Source organism: Stieleria varia, assembly GCF_038443385.1.
GTDB lineage: Bacteria > Planctomycetota > Planctomycetia > Pirellulales > Pirellulaceae > Stieleria > Stieleria varia.
In genome coordinates, this window is the sequence record NZ_CP151726.1 from 7,508,744 (window position 1) to 7,526,540 (window position 17,797).

Genomic DNA, 17,797 nt, shown 5'->3' on the forward strand with positions numbered 1-17,797 from the left:
TTTACCAGCCTTAACATTCGACCCCGCCTTTGGAGTCCCGGTGCAGGGCGGCATGGTGGAGTCAAATGGATCGGCAAGCGGGACTGCAGCAAAAAAAGCCGCCCCGGTGCATTTTCCTGCTGCTTTCCCGCGGCATTTCCGCCAAGGGCGAGCGGCGGATGAATCTGCATCCACCGTTTTGGACGAGGTCACGAGTCCCTGGAGCGAAAACCCGTGCCGAGGACTCGTTACCTCGTCCAATACAGGAAATTTTTCGTGTGCCTCTGGCCAAAAGATTCCAGGCATCCCTGCCAAGATCACCGACGTGCTAGCGAAGACTATGATTGGTCCCACGATGATTGGCTGTTGGGTGGACACATCGGGCTTTGGTGCCTGCGGAGTTGAAGAACACGACCAGCCTGTCAGCAGCCAAGAATGTCACGCGAAACGGACGAACCGAGCTACCAAAATGCTTGAACTGGCAAACTCCGAACCCGTCGAACGACTCGACGCCAGCGATCTCTCGGCCAGTGATCCTACGGCCAGTGACGCTGCCGAGATTGACCCGTCGCACATGACGCCATCGGCTCCTCGGGTCGGTTTGATTCGCCGGGGATTTCGCGGTGTGGGTTGGCTGATCTGGACCGCCTTTCGAATCGCCTCGCTGATCGTCCTGCTTGCGATCCTGGCCGCGATTCCGATTTTTCAGCTGGTCACCTTTGGTTATTTGCTGGATGTCTCTGGCAGGCTTGCTCGCGGCGGACGTTTTCGCGACGCGTTGCCCAGTCTGGACGCCGCCGGCAAGATCGGCTTGGCCGGCTGCGGACTCTTTCTCGCCGCATTGCCGGTTCAATTGCTGGTCCACTGGGAATCGGTCGCGCAATTGATCCAGCCCGGATCTGCCCAAGCCGTAACGATGCGGATCTTGGCGATCGGAGCGGCCATCGCTGGCACCGTCTATCTGCTGTGGGTGTGGGTTCGAGGCGGACAGCTTCGACACTATCTCTGGCCACAGCCGATTCGCTTTCTCCGCCAAGGTTGGCGACCGAGCACGTACCGTGAGATGCCGGACAAGCTGTGGGAGACGACGGTGTCGCTTGAGCTGCCGAGGCTGTTTTGGTTGGGCGTGCGTGGAGCGATCGGCACTCTGGTTTGGCTAGCACCCGCGATGATCATCATCGCCGCCAACCGCAATGGCGAAACAGGACTCGCTGGGCTGGTTGGCGGACTGAGTCTGCTGGCTCTGGGCGTCGTGTTGCTCTATCTGCCGATGTTGCAAACACACTTCGCCGCCGAAAATCGGCTATCGGCCTTGTTTGAACTACGCAAGGTTCGCCGACTGTACCGCCGCGCCCCTTGGGCTTGGTTGCTGGCGATGATCAGTGGCCTCGTTATTCTGCCGCTGCCGTTGTACCTGCTGAAAATCGAAGCCACGCCGCAGGAAGTCGTTTGGCTGCCCACGCTTGTTTTCGTCGCCTTCATTTTGCCGGCCCGAATTGCTGAAGGCCTGGCCATCCGACGCGCCAATCGTCTCCCCGATCCGACCTCTTGGTGGGCATTCTTTTCGCGTTGGATCGTTCGATTCTTGATGGTCGGTGTGGTCGCGATCTATCTCACCTTCGTCACGCTTTCTCAATTCACGAGCTGGGACGGCCTGCAAACGTGGGTTCAGCAACATGCCGTCCTGATCCCGATTCCTTTCCTGGGTGGCACCTGACGGAGCCAACTGACAGCGATTCTTGATTGCCGAAATTTTTTCTCCGATGATTTCGGCGACCGATGGTGAAGGACCGGCTACTGCTTGTCGGGGCTCATCTCACGATGTGCCCGTTTAGTGGCGTAGATATCCACCGCAATCCGATTTCCAAATCGGTTCCCCTCCTAACGTGTGGCCAGACCTAAACTTGCATCAACATTGACGCTACGGATCAGACGACTACGATCCGCTTGTTTTGTTGGACGCCAGCTCAATGGCGATTACCAATGGCGATAGGGAACGATGGCACCGGACGCCCGAAATGGCTGGCGGAAAAGCAGCCCGTTGAGGCAGTGAGTTGATCGTTCCGCAATGGACTGATCACTCCTACCTGACTCAATCATTCATGCTCCAATTCTTTCGGTCTCGCAGCGCAACTGCCAAAGATGACCTGCTCTCTGGACTGACCGTTGCCCTGGCACTGGTCCCAGAAGCCATCGCGTTCGCTTTCGTCGCCGGGGTCTCCCCCATCATCGGCCTCTACTCAGCGTTCTTTATCGGCCTGATCACTGCCGTCTTTGGCGGTCGTCCAGGCATGATCTCAGGTGCCACCGGTGCGATGGCGGTCGTCGTCGTCAGCCTGGTTGCCATCCACGGGATCGAATACTTGTTCCCGACCGTGATTTTGTGCGGAATCATTCAAGCCGCGATCGGCATGGCGAGACTGGGAAAGCTGATCCGCTTGGTTCCCCATCCCGTGATGCTCGGTTTCGTCAACGGACTGGCGATCGTCATCTTTTTAGCGCAGTTCGGCTCCTTTCAAACATTGGATCGAACCGCCGGCAAACTGACCTTGTTGTCCGGCATGCCACTCGCCGTCATGCTCGGTTTGGTCGCGCTGACCATGGGAATCATTTGGCTGTTGCCCAAGGTGACCAAGGCTTTCCCGGCTTCGCTGGTCGCCATTCTCTCGGTGACCTTGCTGTCCGTGGGAATCAACCAAGTCAATCGCGGCCAAGTCAGCGGCGACTCCGGCGGCACGAAAACCGAAAACCTCGTTGCCACTGTCGGCGACATGCTGAGAACGAAAGCAGAAGCGGTCGCGATCGAAAAACAACGACTCGCGATGGCGGCCGAGTTGGACGTCACGCTGGTCAACGCCAACCTGGAAAACATCGCCGATTCAGATCCGATGGACTTGCCCGCCGATCAGGCCTCCGCACCGATGGTGATCGAACTGTCTCAGTCGGCGATGGATGAAGTGGCCGCCAGTGCGTCGATCAGTGGCGGGTTGCCCGAACCGTTCTTTTGGAAATACACGCTGCCCCCGCTGACCTTCCACACCCTGTGGATCATCTTTCCCTTCGCACTCACGCTCGCCGGAGTCGGTTTGATTGAGTCGCTAATGACACTGACTTTGATTGACGAAATCACGGAAACTCGCGGACGCGGAAACAAGGAATGTATCGGCCAAGGTGCCGCGAATATCCTGTGTGGCCTGTTCGGAGGAATGGGCGGATGTGCGATGATCGGTCAGTCTCTGATCAATGTCAATTCGGGAGGTCGCGGACGCCTCTCCGGCATCACGGCAGCGGTCTGTTTGCTGCTCTTCATTCTGTTCTTGTCACCTTGGATCGAACAGATTCCGATGGCGGCTCTGGTCGGCGTGATGTTTATGGTGGTGATCGGGACGTTTGAATGGGCGTCGCTCAAGATGTTTCGCCGCATGCCTACCAGCGATACCTTGGTGATGATCTTGGTTGCCGGCTACACGGTGATCATGCACGATTTAGCCAGCGCCGTGATCATCGGAGTGATCGTCTCGGCACTCGTTTTTGCCTGGAAACACGCCATGCACTTGGGAGCCGATGTTCAGTTCAACGAGTTCGGCAGCAAGATCTATCAACTGCACGGCCCGCTGTTCTTTGCCTCCGTGTCGTCCTTCAAAGATCTCTTTGATCCGGCAGCGGATCCCGACGACGTGGTGATCGATTTCTACTACACCCGCGTTTACGATCAGTCGGCGTTGGAAGCCATCAATGGACTGGCCGAGAAATACGATGCCCTGGGCAAGCGTTTGCATCTGAAACACTTGAGCAATGAATGCCGTAGCCTCTTGGACCGCGCAGGCGACTTCGTTGAAGTCAACGTGTCAGAAGATCCACACTACCACGTCGCCACCGACCGCCTGGGTTGATGTCGCGCGACGATTGTCGTTCGACTTTCCAAGTCGAAAACGAACACGACCATCCGCCCAAGCACAAACCATACGCCTTGTGCCGTGCTGCATAACTGTCACCTACACACCCCAAAGATTGAGCGGACCAACATTCCGCTACGGGTCAAACGCTCACGGCTGCGGCGCGTTTCGAGGGCCGCCAATCGACGATGTGCACTTCCACGCTGCGGTATCCTCGGTACTCGTTGATCACCGGTCGGTACACGATCTCGATCGGCCCTTCACACGCGTTGATCTCGTCGCACCAGTCTCCGGCGCCGAAAGCGACCGCGCGGATTTTTTTGTTGCCTTGGCTCAGCCGAACGGTCAAGTGCCGATCCCCGCTGCCCATCTTTCGCGCCGGCTCGTCAAGTGTCACATCGCCACAGAACAACGTGGGGCGAGGGTTGCCGGCACCAAAAGGCTCCAGCATCTCGATTTGCTTGACCACATTCAAATTCAGCTGACCGATCGGAGCTTCCGCGTCCACGATGATCTCGGGCACGATCTCTCGTTCGCTCCATTGCTGCGAAACGGCTTCGCAAAACTCGGCGCGGAAAGCATCGATCTGACGTTCATCGATCGTCAATCCGGCCGCTGCGGTGTGTCCGCCGAAACGCACCAAACGTTCCCGGCACTGCTCCAACGCCTCGTACAAATTGACTCCCGTGCCCCCGTTTCGACCGGAGCCCACCGCGTCGGCTTGACCAGCCCCATCCATTGACAGAATGATCACCGGCTTGGCGTACTTCTCCGCCAAACGTCCGGCGACAACCCCGATCACGCCTTGGTGCCATCCCACTCCGGCCAGCACCAATGCTGGATCCGAGTCGATATCAAAATCGCTCTTGGCTTGCTTTTGCGCAGCCAGCGTCACGCTACGCTGCAATGTGTCTCGGTTGCCGTTGAGTTGATCGATGTACTCGGCCAACGCCGTTGCACGCTCAGGCTCTCCGGTCGTCATCAACTCCACCCCCAGTTGCGCTTGGCCCAATCGGCCCGAGGCGTTCAGTCGGGGTGCCAAAGTGAATCCGATGCTTTGCGTGTTCAGCGTCGACGCTTCGTCCAATTTCGTGACACGCATCAACTCGGCCAGCCCCATCAGCGGCTCCGCTCTGAGCATCCGCAAGCCGTGCGCGACCAAGATCCGGTTCTCGTCGAGCAAGGGGACTACGTCAGCGACCGTTCCGATGGCCGCCAACGACAGCGACTGCATCAAGTAGCGACGCATCGGCTCGGTGACCTTCTTGCTGCCGCATATCTTTTGGCACAACGCCCATGCCAGCTTGAACGCGACGCCCGCACCGCACAGATCGCCAAAGGGATAGCTGCTGCCAGGCAGTCGCGGATGGACGATCGCCAAGGCATCAGGCAGCGTTTCGCCCGGGGTATGGTGATCAGTGATGATCAAATCGACGCCCAGTTCGCGGCACAACTCCGCGCACGCGACGCTACTGATGCCACAGTCGACCGAAACGATCAGCTTCTTGCCTCGCTCGGCTAGTTTGCGAATCGCGTCTTCATTCAGTCCATAACCTTCTTCCAGTCGGTTCGGAACGTGATAGCTGACGTCGGCATGCAGCATTCGCAATCCGTTGTACAGGATCGCGGTGCCGGTCATGCCGTCGCAGTCATAATCTCCGTAGATGACGATCGGCGTCTTGGCTTCAATCGCCGCCGCCAAATGTTCCGTCGCCTCGGCCACTCCTGGCAGTTCCAGTGGGTCGCGCAAACCAGCGAGCTTGATGTCCAGGAACGACTTGGCGTGGTCGCCATCGTAGACGCCGCGGCTGACCAACAATTGGGCGACGACCGGAGGAACGCCGGAACTGCGGATCAACTCATGGACACGGCCCGCGTCATGGGGGACCAAACGCCATTTTCGCTTCATCCTTGATTCCCCCTTGCTCAAATTGCACCACGCAAAGATGTACAGCCGGCCGGCAAACGGCCCGTGATTCTGTCATCCCGTGCTTCTGTATCCCGTAGCCCCCGAACGCCCCGTACTACTTTTTCTTTTCGGCGTGCCAAGTGTGCTTGCGGACCCGTGGGCAATACTTCTTCAACCGCAATTTCTCGCCGCCAGGCTTGCGTTTGAGGGTGTAGTTGTAGTCACCGGTTTCTTCACAAACCAAGAAGATCGTCTCGGCTTTTTTCTTACTGCGTCCAGCCATGGTCGGTATTAGGAGGTTCTAAACGGGTTGATACGGGTTAAATAGGGCCCCGGATTATGCCAAGAACCTGCCGTCTTGACCAACCCTCTTTTGCAATTTGCTCAGGAATGCAGCCCGAGAATTGGGCGGGGAGGCACGGAAATGCCTGCAGGAGATCCAAAGAGCCTCGAAATCACCCGAGAAAGCCGGCTGTTAGCGGCATTCGTCCACCCGCCAACTTGCCCCACCACCCGCCATCAATCACTCGTCGTCATCGTCGTCCATCGGCGGCGAGTCACCTTTGATCTTCACCATCGTGATCTGGTTGCCGGTTTCATTGTAAGTGACGCTGCTCATGATTTCGTGAATCAGCAGGCAACCACGTCCGCCAGGGACTTCCAGTAAGTCGTCCTGCCGGGGATCGGGGATGGATTGGGGGTCAAACCCTTTTCCTTCGTCGGTGATCTGAATCCAAACTTCCTCATCGCCGCACGTCATTTCCACAAGCACCTTCTTGTCCAGATCGCAACGATTTCCGTGGCGAATCGCGTTGACGATCGCTTCCTCGTAGGCCAGTTGCGTCCGGAAAAGGTCTGCGGGCGGCCAATCTCGCTCCATCATTGCTTCCAGCAACTGAGAAACCAGTCCACTTCCGATAGAAGTGTCACTGGGGATCGACTGTGAAAACTTCCACGGCCCGTCTGTGGTCATCGGCTGGACTTGTTAAACACGTGGATGAGATGAGTAAGACTTGGCCGGGATCGTTACGGGCTCCGTATCGGATTTCCGGCGATAGGGACACGCTGGTCCGAACGATTGTAGCCCGAAATCCATTGCGTTGCGTCCTTGCCAATGAAGGCATTCCAGACGTTTTGGCGTGACCGATCAAGCCCCCCAGGGAGCCAGGACGCGGCGAGAATGGCTTTCTACACCCTGCACGCTGCCGCTCAACGTCAAAACAAGGGGCAGCCGACCATGAAAGTGGGCCGTGAATCAGCGGATTCCCAACGCACTAGATAGCTTCCGCCTGGGTCAACTTCGCCTCGACGGCAGTCTCATCAATCGAAAACTGGCGGTCCAATCGCGTGATCACAAAAATCTGACGAACCGTATGCTGCACTCCCGCCAGCACCAAAGCGACCCCCGATTCTCTGGCCCGACGACGCAAGCGTATCAATTGATTCAAGGCGGCACTGGAGAGCCACGCCGCATGCTGCAAATCTAAGATCAAATGCTCCCCTCCGCAGTCCTCAATCGCTGCTTCGATTTCTAACCCGATGTGCTGGGCAGAGGGGACTCGATTGAAATCCGAAATCTCAAACGAGATCACGGGAGCATCGTCCCGGTATCGCACTCTCAGCAGGTTGAAATCTCTCATGGGGCCTCAAGGTTCGGTTGATTGGTCCTGGCTTCTCACCGCCTCATCCATTCGCCTGTCCAAGCAATGTTCTTTAAGCAGCATATTGGTGCAGCCTGTTCAAACGATGCTCGAATCAAATTTGCCTAACTGGGTACTCAAACCGAGCACCAAGCCACCGCCCGAACACACAGAATACAAGCTTTCCACCAAGACGGCAACGAAGTAATCGCCGATTCAGCCGCGACAATTCGAATCACACCGGTGTCAGAAACAACCTAAATCGCCCCATCGCGTTGTCAATCGACAAAGACACGCGGCTTTATCCAATCGCTAGACTGCGACTGTTCATCAACAAGCGATTGCCGTGAGCCGCCGAAGTCATCGGACTCAAATCTCGCTCCCGAGTAGCGATCCATTGCCGCTCCATCCAACGCGCATAGCGGCCCCATTAACGCGATCATAACAACGCTTGCGACCGCACTACGCATGGTTCGACGCCCAAATTGCATCGGGCGTGGCGCCCAGTAGATTAGCAGCGGCAGCAATAACATGGCGGGGCGGGGCGTCTTCATGAAACCAGCCCTCGGGCCGTTTCACCTTGGCGATTGTTTCGCCATCCCTGACGCACTTGCATTCATGCCGACTCATCCAGACCCGACGACAACAGAAAAGAACACATGCAGAGTGCTCAGTCGCCACCCTTTTTGTGCTGTGGCAAGGCAAACGCGTGCAAGCTGATCACGGTGCCCACCGCAATCAACGCCAAGCCCAACCAGCGCGGTGGCTGCAATCGCTTGGTCGGCTTCGGCGTCACGGTACTGAATATCGAACCCATCGTTGTGGAGTTGTCCACGATCGGTGTGTTGGTGAACTTCGCCAACGCTCGCGTCGTCGGCTCGTTGAGTACGACCGAGTCGATCATGCGAAATTGGGTGCCTAGCAAAATCAACAGAATGCCGGCGAGAAAGAATCGGTTGCGATAAATGGACATTGGCGATGGGCCCCACGTCTTGGAAGGAGGTTTACCTGGGGTTGCCCGCGCATCAGACACGAGCGTTCTCCTTCATCGACACCCCGACAGCATGAAATGCACGCGATTGGTCAAACATCGCGTCGCAACGGTCATGCCGCTGACGACCACACGCTGGTGTCCCGGCTTCAGCCCAATACCGCTCAGTTTTCGTTTAACCCGTGCCCGAAGGGTAGGCGGTGCTCCATGAAGCGTCGCCTACGGCTACCGGTTAAATGAAAATACCACAGCCGGGTGCTTCGCTGAACGGTATTGGGCTTCAGCCGGCCACGCCCCAAGTCGCAGCGTGAGAACCCCATAAGAACCGTCCCCAACCGATCACTTTGCGCCCAACAAAGAATCCACCATTCCGGCGACAGAGCTGCCGAAGGATTCCCGGGCGGAGTCCTGCATCAAATCGGCTTGATTACTCCGCATGATGGCGGCGGCAAGCGGTTTGTGGCTCCGCCAATCCTGCAGCTCAAAGTTGCGAATGTCGGTGTAGATGTCCGACAGGTTGTTTTGGATTTTGGGGACCAAGACGACGCCGTTGTTGCCCCGCACGACGTGGTAGTGCATTGCCACGAATAGGATCGCCGCACCACAAACCATCCCAGCTAAGAATCGAGACATCGCTTACCTACTCCATCAAACCCGTGATCCATCTTTTTCCCTGCAAAAACAGTTTTAGGCGTCCCCCCGGGCAAAAGACAAGATGAACCTGTGCTGTTGGCTCGCCCCTCTACACCGGCGGCGATTCGTTTTCATGCCGATTCATGCCGATTCATGCCGAAACCGAACCGTCGTTGCATGCCTGAATCTTGGCAAATGCCGTGTATTTGAGCCAAAATCTAGCCTTTGGCCCTGGATTCAGCTTCCGATTTGGCAGCCTACTCGGCTTCGGAGTCGTCGAATTCCAAGATCACGGGACACTTCGGCCTGCCGTGTGCTATCGCGGCATGCGATCCCGGAAAAAAACCTCGTCAAAGGGAGACTTGACGGTTTGCCACAACCGTTGCAGACTACGCATTCGGTCATCGACTCAACGGGAATCAAGGTCGGATATCTCCTGTGCCGATGAGACCCAACACTGGCAAGCAGCACCCGCGTGCGGCCCGCCAAGTGAGGCTTTCTCCAAAGCCCACTCCCTTATTCAAAGGGCGATTAGCTCAGTTGGTTAGAGCGCCACGTTGACATCGTGGAGGTCACAGATTCGAGTTCTGTATCGCCCATTTGCCCCAAACCCCGTGAAACCCAGCGGTTCGCGGGGTTTCATGTTTGTCGGCAACCGTTCGGTATCGTCAGACAATTGGCCGGCATTTGTGGGGCGTGCTCCGCAGGAAGAAATTCCTCATGAGGATTTCAGGTGCGCCCGTCCTTACCCCCTGGCGGCCTGGTTTCGGGGAACACACTTGGGGACATTCAGTTCGGTCGGGTTGCGTGAAGCCGATCGTGTCCTGCACTGGACGACTTACCAGAACTGTCAAGGGAAACAAAAGCGATTCAAGACCGGAGACGAATCCGAGGCTACCATAAAAAAACGACGAGAAATGTGACCTGGAACTTTTTCTCCTCCTGGAACTTTTTCTCGTCCAGCGGCATCTGTTCGGCGCACCATGCGTGATGCTGCCTTCGCATCCGTGACTGTGGACCGAAGACCACCGAACGCATGGCTCGTAGTTGAAAGCCGCGGAGGCGACGGAATCGCAAAGCCTGCCTGGGACGCCAGTCCCAGATCTCGTCGCCGATATTACACGTGACGCATCTTCCATCAACACAAGATTCCAGCATTAGCCCTCATGCTGTCGAATTGAGCGTGGCAAAGTGCTCTGTCCCAGCAGGCTTGTTTGTCGTCGCAAATGGTCCGCAGTTAATCGCCCCCACTTAACAGTCGTTTTACTTCTTTCTGAGTTTCTGCATCATCGACTGCACCCAACTCTTCGAGCAACTGTGCTAACCCGGATTCCAATCCTAACTTGCCATGCAGCACCCACTCGGGTCGCATTGCCCTCAGCAAAGCAAGATGATCCTCTGGCTTGAGATCATCGCCTTCCAACATTCTCGCCAGCGCCCTGGGCAACTGTCGCCCCACTGGATCGAAGTCGCCAAGCCGGCTCAGAGTGTCAATCAGAATCGGGAAGTCGACTCGTTTAAACTGCAAGGAAAAGTTCCAAACCCAGTCTTCATAGCTTTGGAGCGATTTCACTTTTCCGCTCTCGTCCATTGTCACAAGAAGAAAAGCCGGCGAGAGCGAAGGCGGTGTTACGTACAGACTCGCTGTCTTGTCGTAGACGTGAGGCTCGATGGCGACGACGACCTTTCGCTGTTGCCCCATGTCCGGCCAGTTCGTCATCCCACGCAACTTCTCACGTGTCATATCGATTGTCGCCTTCAAATTGAAATTCCCGCTTCCATCTCGGGCGAGTTCCTTTCCTTCTGAATTGTCCACATCGTATGAAACTCCTTTGGGAAAACTCGCATCCCCTAACAAAGGACCGAGTACTCCTGCTTGTTCTTGAACACGGACCTCATAGCGAAGGACATAGAGATGCCCTTTTGATGGCTGTGCCACATGAATGCCGATGGTGACAACTGCGCCCATTGGCGGACAATCGCGTTCCACTTCGCACTCGATTGTTAGCTCAGGTAGATGCTCTCCTGCTGGCGGACTCTGTCCAAACACTGTCATAGGGAGAATGAGTAAGCCAAGGATCACGTGGCCGCTGCAGGCTAATGCGCGTTCAGTCTTCATCTGAATCCTCAAGAGGGCTTCTGCTATCGACCAGTCGATCGCCAAGGACAGCTGATATTTTCAATCGAAGGTCCGGATTTTGAAAGCTGATGGTACGTCGGCTTGGTTCCGAATGCAAAGAAATGTTGTCGTGGTCCACAATATTTGGCATTTGGTGGCTGTGGTTTGCCACTGGTGACTTTGCCCGATGACACCTATTGTGTGACAATGCCCGAGTTGCTGTGAACGGATGCGAAGTCGATGATTCGATGACGGATCTGTTGAAGTATTTTCGCGGATTCCCATACATAGACATTGTCTTCGACTGCGACGGCAATTCGTTCGCCGTCTGGAGTGATGTAGATTTGGACGGGGGCTCCGAATTCGCTCGGCACCTGCAAGCTTCCAATACTTTGACACGACCTTGAATTCCAAAGCTGAAGTGTTTGCGGTCCAGTAACCACTGCCACCACATCGCCGCTCGCTTGGATCGCCAACGCGCCTTGGCCGATGGCATCAGAAACCGGTATCTTGTCCACGACTTGCCAAGGTGATCCGCTCCAAATGCGAAATGCATCGGGAGACCCGGTCACCAAACGCAAATCAGAATGCCCTCCCGAAAAACCGACGAACCCACTACGTGGACCTTCCAAAAAGGTGGGACGCATAGTGGACACCGGGCAAACGACAAAGTGCATTAAATTGCGGCGGCCCATGGCGATCCACTGACCGTCTCTACTGAAACTGATGTTCGGTGGTTCCACGTCAGGAACCAACAATTGGGTTTGCTGTTGCCCCAGTTGATGAAGCCACACTCCTTTTTCGCCGGCTCGGCTATAGGCCACTTTTGCAGCGTCGCCGGTGTCAATCGCGAACTGAGCCGCGATGTGCTGATTCGGCAATTGGATGAGACTTTGATCCGTTACGTCCAAGTGGAAAGTGCCGTCAGGCTCCGTAGTCGCGGCTGTGGTGAGACGAATCATTCCTGTTGGCGTGGCAATCCATAGTTGCTCGCAACGGTGATCTGCGCAAGTCGATTTCTGAAGGCATGTTGCCGCACCTAAATCCAAGGATTGCAATTGTTGACGGGTTTCCAGATCCCAAAGGTTCACTCCTTTTGCGTTGCCAACGGCTAGGACGCGCCCCGCATGGAGCCCGGCGAGCACTCTCGGTTGAGCAGCCACTTGTCCGCCTCCTAGATCCCAGCGAAATCGTTCCACTTCAATCTCATAGAACTGAACGTTTCGCGTGTTACGAACCGCCAGCAGCCTTCCATCCCCACTCGGTTCGGTGGCGTGTCCATCGAGTTCGATCACCGCCGTGTCATTGCCGATCCGCCAGAGTCGCGATCGGCCGTCATATCCGTGCGACACGACGAATCGTCCTGTCGCATGAAAGTACAGTTCATGGATCGGCGCGGTTTGCTTGCCCATGGTGTGGGCAAGGATCCAATTACCATCCATCTGTTGATCCCAAATTTCAATTTCATAGCCGCTGCCAATTGCCACGCGATTTGAATCGCTACGCCAAGCCAGCGAGTAAGCGGTTTCACTCGTATTAATCGACTCGCGTGGAGACATCGAATCGGTGGAAAAAATTTCGACTTTAGCCGCATCCATACAGGCAACGGCAAGGGACTTGCCATCGGGTGAATATGCCAAGCTATGTGCGGTCGAAGGCAAGTCGATTGCTGGTCCCAGGCGTTCCGTTGGTCGAGTCTTTGTTGAAAAGCCCTCCAAGTCAACGATCCGCACACTGGCGTTGTTGAGGCCGATTGCTAATGAGTGGTCATCAGGGTGAAAGTCGACTGCCATTCGTTGGATGCTTGCAGGCAAGTCCTTTGCGGAAAGATGCAAGACTTGGCGGCTGTTTCGCCAATCGAACACTCGCAATGTGTTGCGGTTGGCCGATTCATCTTCCCCGATGACTGCTAAATACCGACTATCGTGGCTGAAGCGACAACGCAATGGAAAATCGATCAGCTGAATGCTGGCGACTTCGCGGTCTGTCTTTGTTTCTCGTATGGAAAGTGTTTGGTGTCGATGCTGAGTATAAAACGAGTAGTCTCTGGTCATCGCGGTCGCTTCGATCATATGCGAATGACCAATCAACGGCCAACTGTTGTTTAGACGAAGATCATCACTGACGAGGGCCGCAATCTTGAGATCACGTAACCGAATGAGTTCGCTTTGTGACACCTCAATTCGCTTCGCAACATTTTCAGCGTCGGCGACGGCACGAATCGCCTCGCCACGACGGCCAGCTTCTCGACTCGCAAGCCAAAGCTGTGTTTCACTCAGAGCCGATTTCCAAAGAGCTTGATCAGTCTGTTCTCGCAGTTCGATCGCTTCGGCCCGTTGCTGTTCTGCCACTACGTTTAGCTCGGCCAGCCTCTTTCCACTCGCAATGGCTCGGCGCTCGCCATCGAGGGCTCGTCGCCGAGCCCGATTGATTTGCAAAGTTCCCACTGCCAGAACAATCAATAAGAGACAACCCGCGATGGCAGCGGCGACCGTCATTTCGCGATGCTTTTTTACCCAATAGGTCACCCAAAGAGTGATTCCCGGTGCACGCGCGGAGACTGGTCGATCGTGCAGGTACGCATCCAAATCATCAGCAAAGTCCGCGGCTGTTTGATAGCGGTCTCTGGGGTCAAAAGCGCAGGCTTTGGCGACGATCATGTCGAGCGGCTTTGGGACCTGCCGACACCGTTGTCGAGGCGCGCGAACGGCATAGTTTGATAATTCCTCCAGGACTTTACTTCGAGGTGCGTCGTCGATGACCGGCCGCAGTGTCAACAGCTCATAGAGGGTGGCACCCAAAGAATAGATGTCGCTGCGATGATCCAGCAACAAAACATTCCCCAACGCTTGTTCGGGACTCATGTAACGCAGTGTTCCCAGCAAATCACCTGATCGGGTCAGCGTCTCGGTGCCTTCGCAGTGAGCCAAGCCGAAGTCTGTGATCCATAGCTTTCCGTCGCAATCGACCATCAAGTTTGACGGTTTGACATCCCTATGAATAACGCCAGCTAGGTGAGCATGATGGAGGGCGTCAGCAATTGTCCTCGCAGCTGCCGCACACCAGCTCCACCACGAATCGCTGGCATAGCGGGGTAGCGAGGGTGTTGCGGTTTGATCGACGGTCGCAGCCGGCTTGTCACTCTCGCGAGAAGGTTGCTCTTGAATGATCGCAATCACTTCACTGAGATTCCAGCCGCGAATCAATCTCATGGCGTAATAGGAAACGCCGCAGTCGACACCTACTTCATGGACGTTCACGATCGCGGGATGATCGAGTTGGGCCACTGCTCTTGCTTCATTCTCAAAGCGTTGCAGCAAACGAGTATTGCTAAGCGGCTGCGGCAACACTTTGATTGCAACATCGCGGTTCAGTGTTTCGTGTCGCGCCGCGTAAACGATTCCCATTCCTCCGCGTCCAAGAGGATGCAGCAATTGATAGTGTCCGAGCCGATCACGTCCGAGCGTCGTCGGGCAATGCGGGGACTCGGTCTCCCTGGCTCCACCGGAGAACTCATGTTCGGACGGCACGCGATCGGTGAACTGCGCCGAGGTGGTTCGTGAGTCGGCTGTATCCTCAACGATGTTGGGAGCCTTTTCGATAAACTGATGCAACGCCTGCAGACTCTCCAGGCATTCAGGCAGCGAATCTGCTAAATGCGGGTGCTCGGCGAGCAACTGATCCACATCGACGGACTCACCTCGCTGACGTTTCGTCAGATAGTCGTCGAGTATCATCGCCAATTGCTCGCTCGGTGCGAGGTCGGCAAGCAGTTCGGCTCGTGATTTCGGTGTCATTGATCGCTCGCACTCAACTGTTTCCGAAGTGCTTGGAGTGCTCGTAGCCACAGCATTCTCACCGCCGGACACGAACGTCCCATCTCTGTCGCAATCTGGTCGAATGACAACTCTTGAAAATTCCGCAGCATCAACACGTGACGATAGTCTGGACGCAATTGCGTTAGGGCACTCGACACAGCCGCGATCTGAGCATAGCGGTCAACATTGTCTTCGGGCCGATTCGACTGGTCGACCAGGGACTGTTCGAAGCGGATGGCCGATTCCTCGAATCGATCCAGTTGTGAGAATTTGACCTCACGACGTATATCGCGACAGGCGGCACGAACATGAGCTTCATGTAGCCGCAATAACGTATGGTGCAAGATCTTGCGCAGCCACGCCACAAACTCGTATTCGTGTGTCCCGCGGTAGTTTCCCCGATCACGATACGCTTCCAGCAACGTTTCTTGAACCACGTCCGATGGACTGACGCGTTCTCGCAAACGTTTCCCCAGTTCGGCTTCCGCCAACAACGACAGGTACGAACGATATCGATTCAGTTGATCCGATAGCGAGCTGTCTGATCGCGATACGTCCATTGGTGACAACCGAATCGATTCCCAGCAAAAACCATCTGTACTTCCCGTCGGTGAGGGCCGACGCATTGCCAATCGCGCAACGCAGAAAAACAAGAAAATAGCAGATTCGGCAATAAAGTGGGACGCTCAAAACGGTTTGTCGTTGAGTACTGAGTTTCACGAAAAAACGTCGTTGCGCATGACGGTCGCTGTCTGCCAATCTCCCATAGCAACGAATTCACGTCAGGCTTCTAAGCCCAGATCACAACAGGGAAACGGCTGAACCGATGACCCCAGTCGCCGTGTACCGCCCACTCACCGACCAATCTTCATGCCCGTCACAGAAACCCCCAATGCGCAAGAACTCTCAGTCACGCAACCGTTTCAATCATTTACCCATCACGGCAGGTATTGTACTCGTCGTCCTGGGCATTTGGACTCCTGCCGCTGCGGGGGTGATCACGTCGATGCAATTGAGCACGAACGGATCGTCGCAGTTGGATGCAATCGATTCGTTCGCATTTAACGACGACCAAGACCTGGGCAGATTTTGGACATTTGCCGGGACGATGGGTGATTCGCTGACACTGAGCGTGATGCGTTCCGAACCCCAATATGATCCGTACGTTTGGCTGTTTGAAGGCGCGTTTACGGATACGAGTGAGTTTGGTGGTGGGGCATCCAGCTTCATTGATTCGGGCGATCCAGGATTTCTCGGCTTTTTCGACGATGGTGGTGCCGCCTACGCCGCGGATTACATCCTGCCGGGCGAGTTCACTTACGACGTGCAGTTCACATTGTCTTTGCCAACCAGCGGCACTTACACCGCGATTGTGACCAGCTTTAACAGTGGCGACGACGGTGGAGATGGTTTCTACGACTATCAAATTTCCGCCAATGTTTCATCCGCCGCCGTGCCCGAACCGTCGTCGGTTTGGCTAATCGCTGGAGCCATCATTCTGTGCGGCCGACAACATCGGCGGAAACGACGTTAGAAACAGGATCGCGTGTGCGCATTGGCAACTGAACGCCCTTTACTTCAAGAATCTTAACGTGCCTACAATCCGCCCATCAAGAAAGAATTCCAACCGTCGATCCATACGCCTTCGCGACCGGCGGCGTCGACATGTCTTTGAATCGCTTGAACCACGGCATCTGCTGTCGGCGGATGCGATTAGCGGTTTGTCCGGCGTCAATCGTCAATCTGGCCCCGAATCCGACGCGTTGACAAGCGGCATTCTGAGGACGTTTTATGAAGGCGTCTCTCAACTTGAGGCAGTTGCCAATCAACTCCAATCGACTGCCGAATCGATCTCGGACGTTCCAATCGTCGACGAAATCGCGCTGTTCGATAAACCGCTCGATGGCCTGTTCGCAATTGGCGACACGGTAAGGAAGTTCGCACAAAATGCGTCCTTGCGTCCCGAGGTCATCTTGATCGATCACGTTTCCGGCAGCCCAGTTGCCCCGACCTTTGCCGCCGGGTCAGGCAATTTGAGCTTTAATCTGTCGATCGATGGCGGCAGTCCGATGACACTGATTGCGGAGGAGCCGTCCGATCTCAACGGTGACATTCTGCAACGCGCGAACGCCTGGAAAGACAGCCTTAACAACGCTGCGTCTGAGGTAGGCATTGACGATCAAGTCGTATTCGAAGTTGTCGCGCAAATCAGTGAGATCAATAACTCGCCAGCTATAAGAATGCGGGCAGCAGACAACACCAACATTGACACCATCTCGCTGACCACGCCGCTGTTGGAAGCGACTGATCCAGTTCCCGCATTCGGACAAGTGGATGATGTGATCCGCTTCGATATGACGTTGACACTGAAGACGCTTGATGGTGACGGAAACGAGCAAACGATCGACTTTGACACCAGGACACTTGTTCAGCCCGATGGATCGATCGCACATGTCCCGGTGAAGATCGATCGGACGCTTGGGATCCCCCGAGCGTCGGCAGCCGATTCGATTGACAACGCCGTCGCCCAAGATCTTGTCGACGATTTGAACCGGGCGTTAGGAAACGTTGATTTACGTTACCCCGAAGAGATTTTCGACAGCAACGAGAACGTAAGCGGCGACGACACGGATGAACGACAGATCGCTCGGTCGCTACGATCATTGGGGACCTACTTGAAAGCCGTTCTGGTGGGCAACGAGTGTGACCGGCAACCCGCGAGGCTTCTGCGGAGCATTGCGGAATCTGGGTAAACAAAAAGCGGCCAACCTGCCATGATTTGGGTTCTAACTTCCAGGTATCAAAGGCAGGA

The 17,797-nt window shown here is 55.7% G+C and carries 14 protein-coding genes and 1 tRNA gene; 5 read left to right on the top strand and 10 right to left on the bottom strand.

The genetic code is table 11. From position 1 onward, the window contains the following. Positions 1–448 precede the first annotated feature (448 nt). Positions 449–1,696, top strand: a complete 1,248-nt coding sequence (locus tag Pla52nx_RS25230; protein WP_231742876.1) for a DUF4013 domain-containing protein — start codon at positions 449–451, stop codon at positions 1,694–1,696. Between the two features lie 385 nt (positions 1,697–2,081). After that, on the top strand, positions 2,082–3,872 hold the full coding sequence (locus Pla52nx_RS25235) for a SulP family inorganic anion transporter (protein WP_146523809.1): 1,791 nt from the start codon (positions 2,082–2,084) through the stop codon (positions 3,870–3,872). Positions 3,873–4,017: 145 nt separating this feature from the next. On the opposite strand, the gene recJ is transcribed toward Pla52nx_RS25235, so the two are convergent. The 7 genes from recJ to Pla52nx_RS25270 all read right to left on the bottom strand — a co-directional run bounded on the left by recJ (position 4,018) and on the right by Pla52nx_RS25270 (position 9,048). Then, positions 4,018–5,784 (bottom strand): single-stranded-DNA-specific exonuclease RecJ, encoded by a 1,767-nt coding sequence (gene recJ, locus Pla52nx_RS25240; RefSeq protein ID WP_146523808.1) that lies wholly within the window; start codon positions 5,782–5,784, stop codon positions 4,018–4,020. A 115-nt stretch (positions 5,785–5,899) separates the two neighbouring features. Beyond that, positions 5,900–6,067: a 50S ribosomal protein L33 gene (gene rpmG, locus Pla52nx_RS25245; protein WP_146523807.1), complete on the bottom strand. Its 168-nt coding sequence runs from the start codon at positions 6,065–6,067 to the stop codon at positions 5,900–5,902. Positions 6,068–6,307: 240 nt separating this feature from the next. Further along, complete coding sequence (locus tag Pla52nx_RS25250; RefSeq protein ID WP_146523806.1) at positions 6,308–6,757, bottom strand: ATP-binding protein; 450 nt, start codon at positions 6,755–6,757, stop codon at positions 6,308–6,310. A gap of 301 nt (positions 6,758–7,058) precedes the next feature. After that, positions 7,059–7,424 carry an STAS domain-containing protein gene (locus Pla52nx_RS25255; RefSeq protein WP_146523805.1) on the bottom strand — a complete coding sequence of 122 codons (366 nt, stop codon included), beginning with the start codon at positions 7,422–7,424 and terminating at the stop codon, positions 7,059–7,061. Between the two features lie 278 nt (positions 7,425–7,702). Then, positions 7,703–7,978: a hypothetical protein gene (locus Pla52nx_RS25260; protein WP_146523804.1), complete on the bottom strand. Its 276-nt coding sequence runs from the start codon at positions 7,976–7,978 to the stop codon at positions 7,703–7,705. A gap of 116 nt (positions 7,979–8,094) precedes the next feature. Further along, a complete protein-coding gene (locus Pla52nx_RS25265) occupies positions 8,095–8,397 on the bottom strand; it encodes a hypothetical protein (RefSeq protein WP_146523803.1) in 303 nt (100 codons plus the stop codon). A gap of 357 nt (positions 8,398–8,754) precedes the next feature. After that, the gene (locus Pla52nx_RS25270) at positions 8,755–9,048 is read right to left on the bottom strand and encodes a hypothetical protein (protein WP_146523802.1); all 294 of its coding nucleotides are present in this window, start codon (positions 9,046–9,048) and stop codon (positions 8,755–8,757) included. 525 nt (positions 9,049–9,573) lie between these two features. On the opposite strand from Pla52nx_RS25270, the gene Pla52nx_RS25275 reads away from it, so the two are divergent. Next, positions 9,574–9,647 (top strand) — tRNA-Val (locus Pla52nx_RS25275). A 638-nt stretch (positions 9,648–10,285) separates the two neighbouring features. Here Pla52nx_RS25275 and Pla52nx_RS25280 read toward each other — a convergent pair. The 3 genes from Pla52nx_RS25280 to Pla52nx_RS25290 all read right to left on the bottom strand — a co-directional run bounded on the left by Pla52nx_RS25280 (position 10,286) and on the right by Pla52nx_RS25290 (position 15,545). Next, complete coding sequence (locus Pla52nx_RS25280) at positions 10,286–11,212, bottom strand: hypothetical protein (RefSeq protein ID WP_146523801.1); 927 nt, start codon at positions 11,210–11,212, stop codon at positions 10,286–10,288. A gap of 149 nt (positions 11,213–11,361) precedes the next feature. Then, positions 11,362–14,964: a WD40 repeat domain-containing serine/threonine protein kinase gene (locus tag Pla52nx_RS25285; RefSeq protein WP_146523800.1), complete on the bottom strand. Its 3,603-nt coding sequence runs from the start codon at positions 14,962–14,964 to the stop codon at positions 11,362–11,364. Beyond that, on the bottom strand, positions 14,961–15,545 hold the full coding sequence (locus tag Pla52nx_RS25290) for a sigma-70 family RNA polymerase sigma factor (RefSeq protein ID WP_197455168.1): 585 nt from the start codon (positions 15,543–15,545) through the stop codon (positions 14,961–14,963). Before Pla52nx_RS25290 ends, Pla52nx_RS25285 begins: the two co-directional genes overlap by 4 nt. 332 nt (positions 15,546–15,877) lie before the next feature. On the opposite strand from Pla52nx_RS25290, the gene Pla52nx_RS25295 reads away from it, so the two are divergent. Continuing rightward, on the top strand, positions 15,878–16,519 hold the full coding sequence (locus tag Pla52nx_RS25295; RefSeq protein WP_146523798.1) for a hypothetical protein: 642 nt from the start codon (positions 15,878–15,880) through the stop codon (positions 16,517–16,519). A 58-nt stretch (positions 16,520–16,577) separates the two neighbouring features. After that, positions 16,578–17,738, top strand: coding sequence for an LEPR-XLL domain-containing protein (locus Pla52nx_RS25300; protein ID WP_197455167.1), 1,161 nt, complete (start codon positions 16,578–16,580; stop codon positions 17,736–17,738). Positions 17,739–17,797: the final 59 nt, after the last annotated feature.

Excerpts from the sequence above, each read along its gene's own strand:
- Pla52nx_RS25230 (WP_231742876.1), top strand. The coding sequence starts at position 449 with ATGCTTGAACTGGCAAACTCCGAACCCGTCGAACGACTCGACGCCAGC.
- Pla52nx_RS25235 (WP_146523809.1), top strand. The coding sequence starts at position 2,082 with ATGCTCCAATTCTTTCGGTCTCGCAGCGCAACTGCCAAAGATGACCTG.
- recJ (WP_146523808.1), bottom strand. The coding sequence starts at position 5,784 with ATGAAGCGAAAATGGCGTTTGGTCCCCCATGACGCGGGCCGTGTCCAT.
- rpmG (WP_146523807.1), bottom strand. The coding sequence starts at position 6,067 with ATGGCTGGACGCAGTAAGAAAAAAGCCGAGACGATCTTCTTGGTTTGT.
- Pla52nx_RS25250 (WP_146523806.1), bottom strand. The coding sequence starts at position 6,757 with ATGACCACAGACGGGCCGTGGAAGTTTTCACAGTCGATCCCCAGTGAC.
- Pla52nx_RS25255 (WP_146523805.1), bottom strand. The coding sequence starts at position 7,424 with ATGAGAGATTTCAACCTGCTGAGAGTGCGATACCGGGACGATGCTCCC.
- Pla52nx_RS25260 (WP_146523804.1), bottom strand. The coding sequence starts at position 7,978 with ATGAAGACGCCCCGCCCCGCCATGTTATTGCTGCCGCTGCTAATCTAC.
- Pla52nx_RS25265 (WP_146523803.1), bottom strand. The coding sequence starts at position 8,397 with ATGTCCATTTATCGCAACCGATTCTTTCTCGCCGGCATTCTGTTGATT.
- Pla52nx_RS25270 (WP_146523802.1), bottom strand. The coding sequence starts at position 9,048 with ATGTCTCGATTCTTAGCTGGGATGGTTTGTGGTGCGGCGATCCTATTC.
- Pla52nx_RS25285 (WP_146523800.1), bottom strand. The coding sequence starts at position 14,964 with ATGACACCGAAATCACGAGCCGAACTGCTTGCCGACCTCGCACCGAGC.
- Pla52nx_RS25290 (WP_197455168.1), bottom strand. The coding sequence starts at position 15,545 with ATGGACGTATCGCGATCAGACAGCTCGCTATCGGATCAACTGAATCGA.
- Pla52nx_RS25295 (WP_146523798.1), top strand. The coding sequence starts at position 15,878 with ATGCGCAAGAACTCTCAGTCACGCAACCGTTTCAATCATTTACCCATC.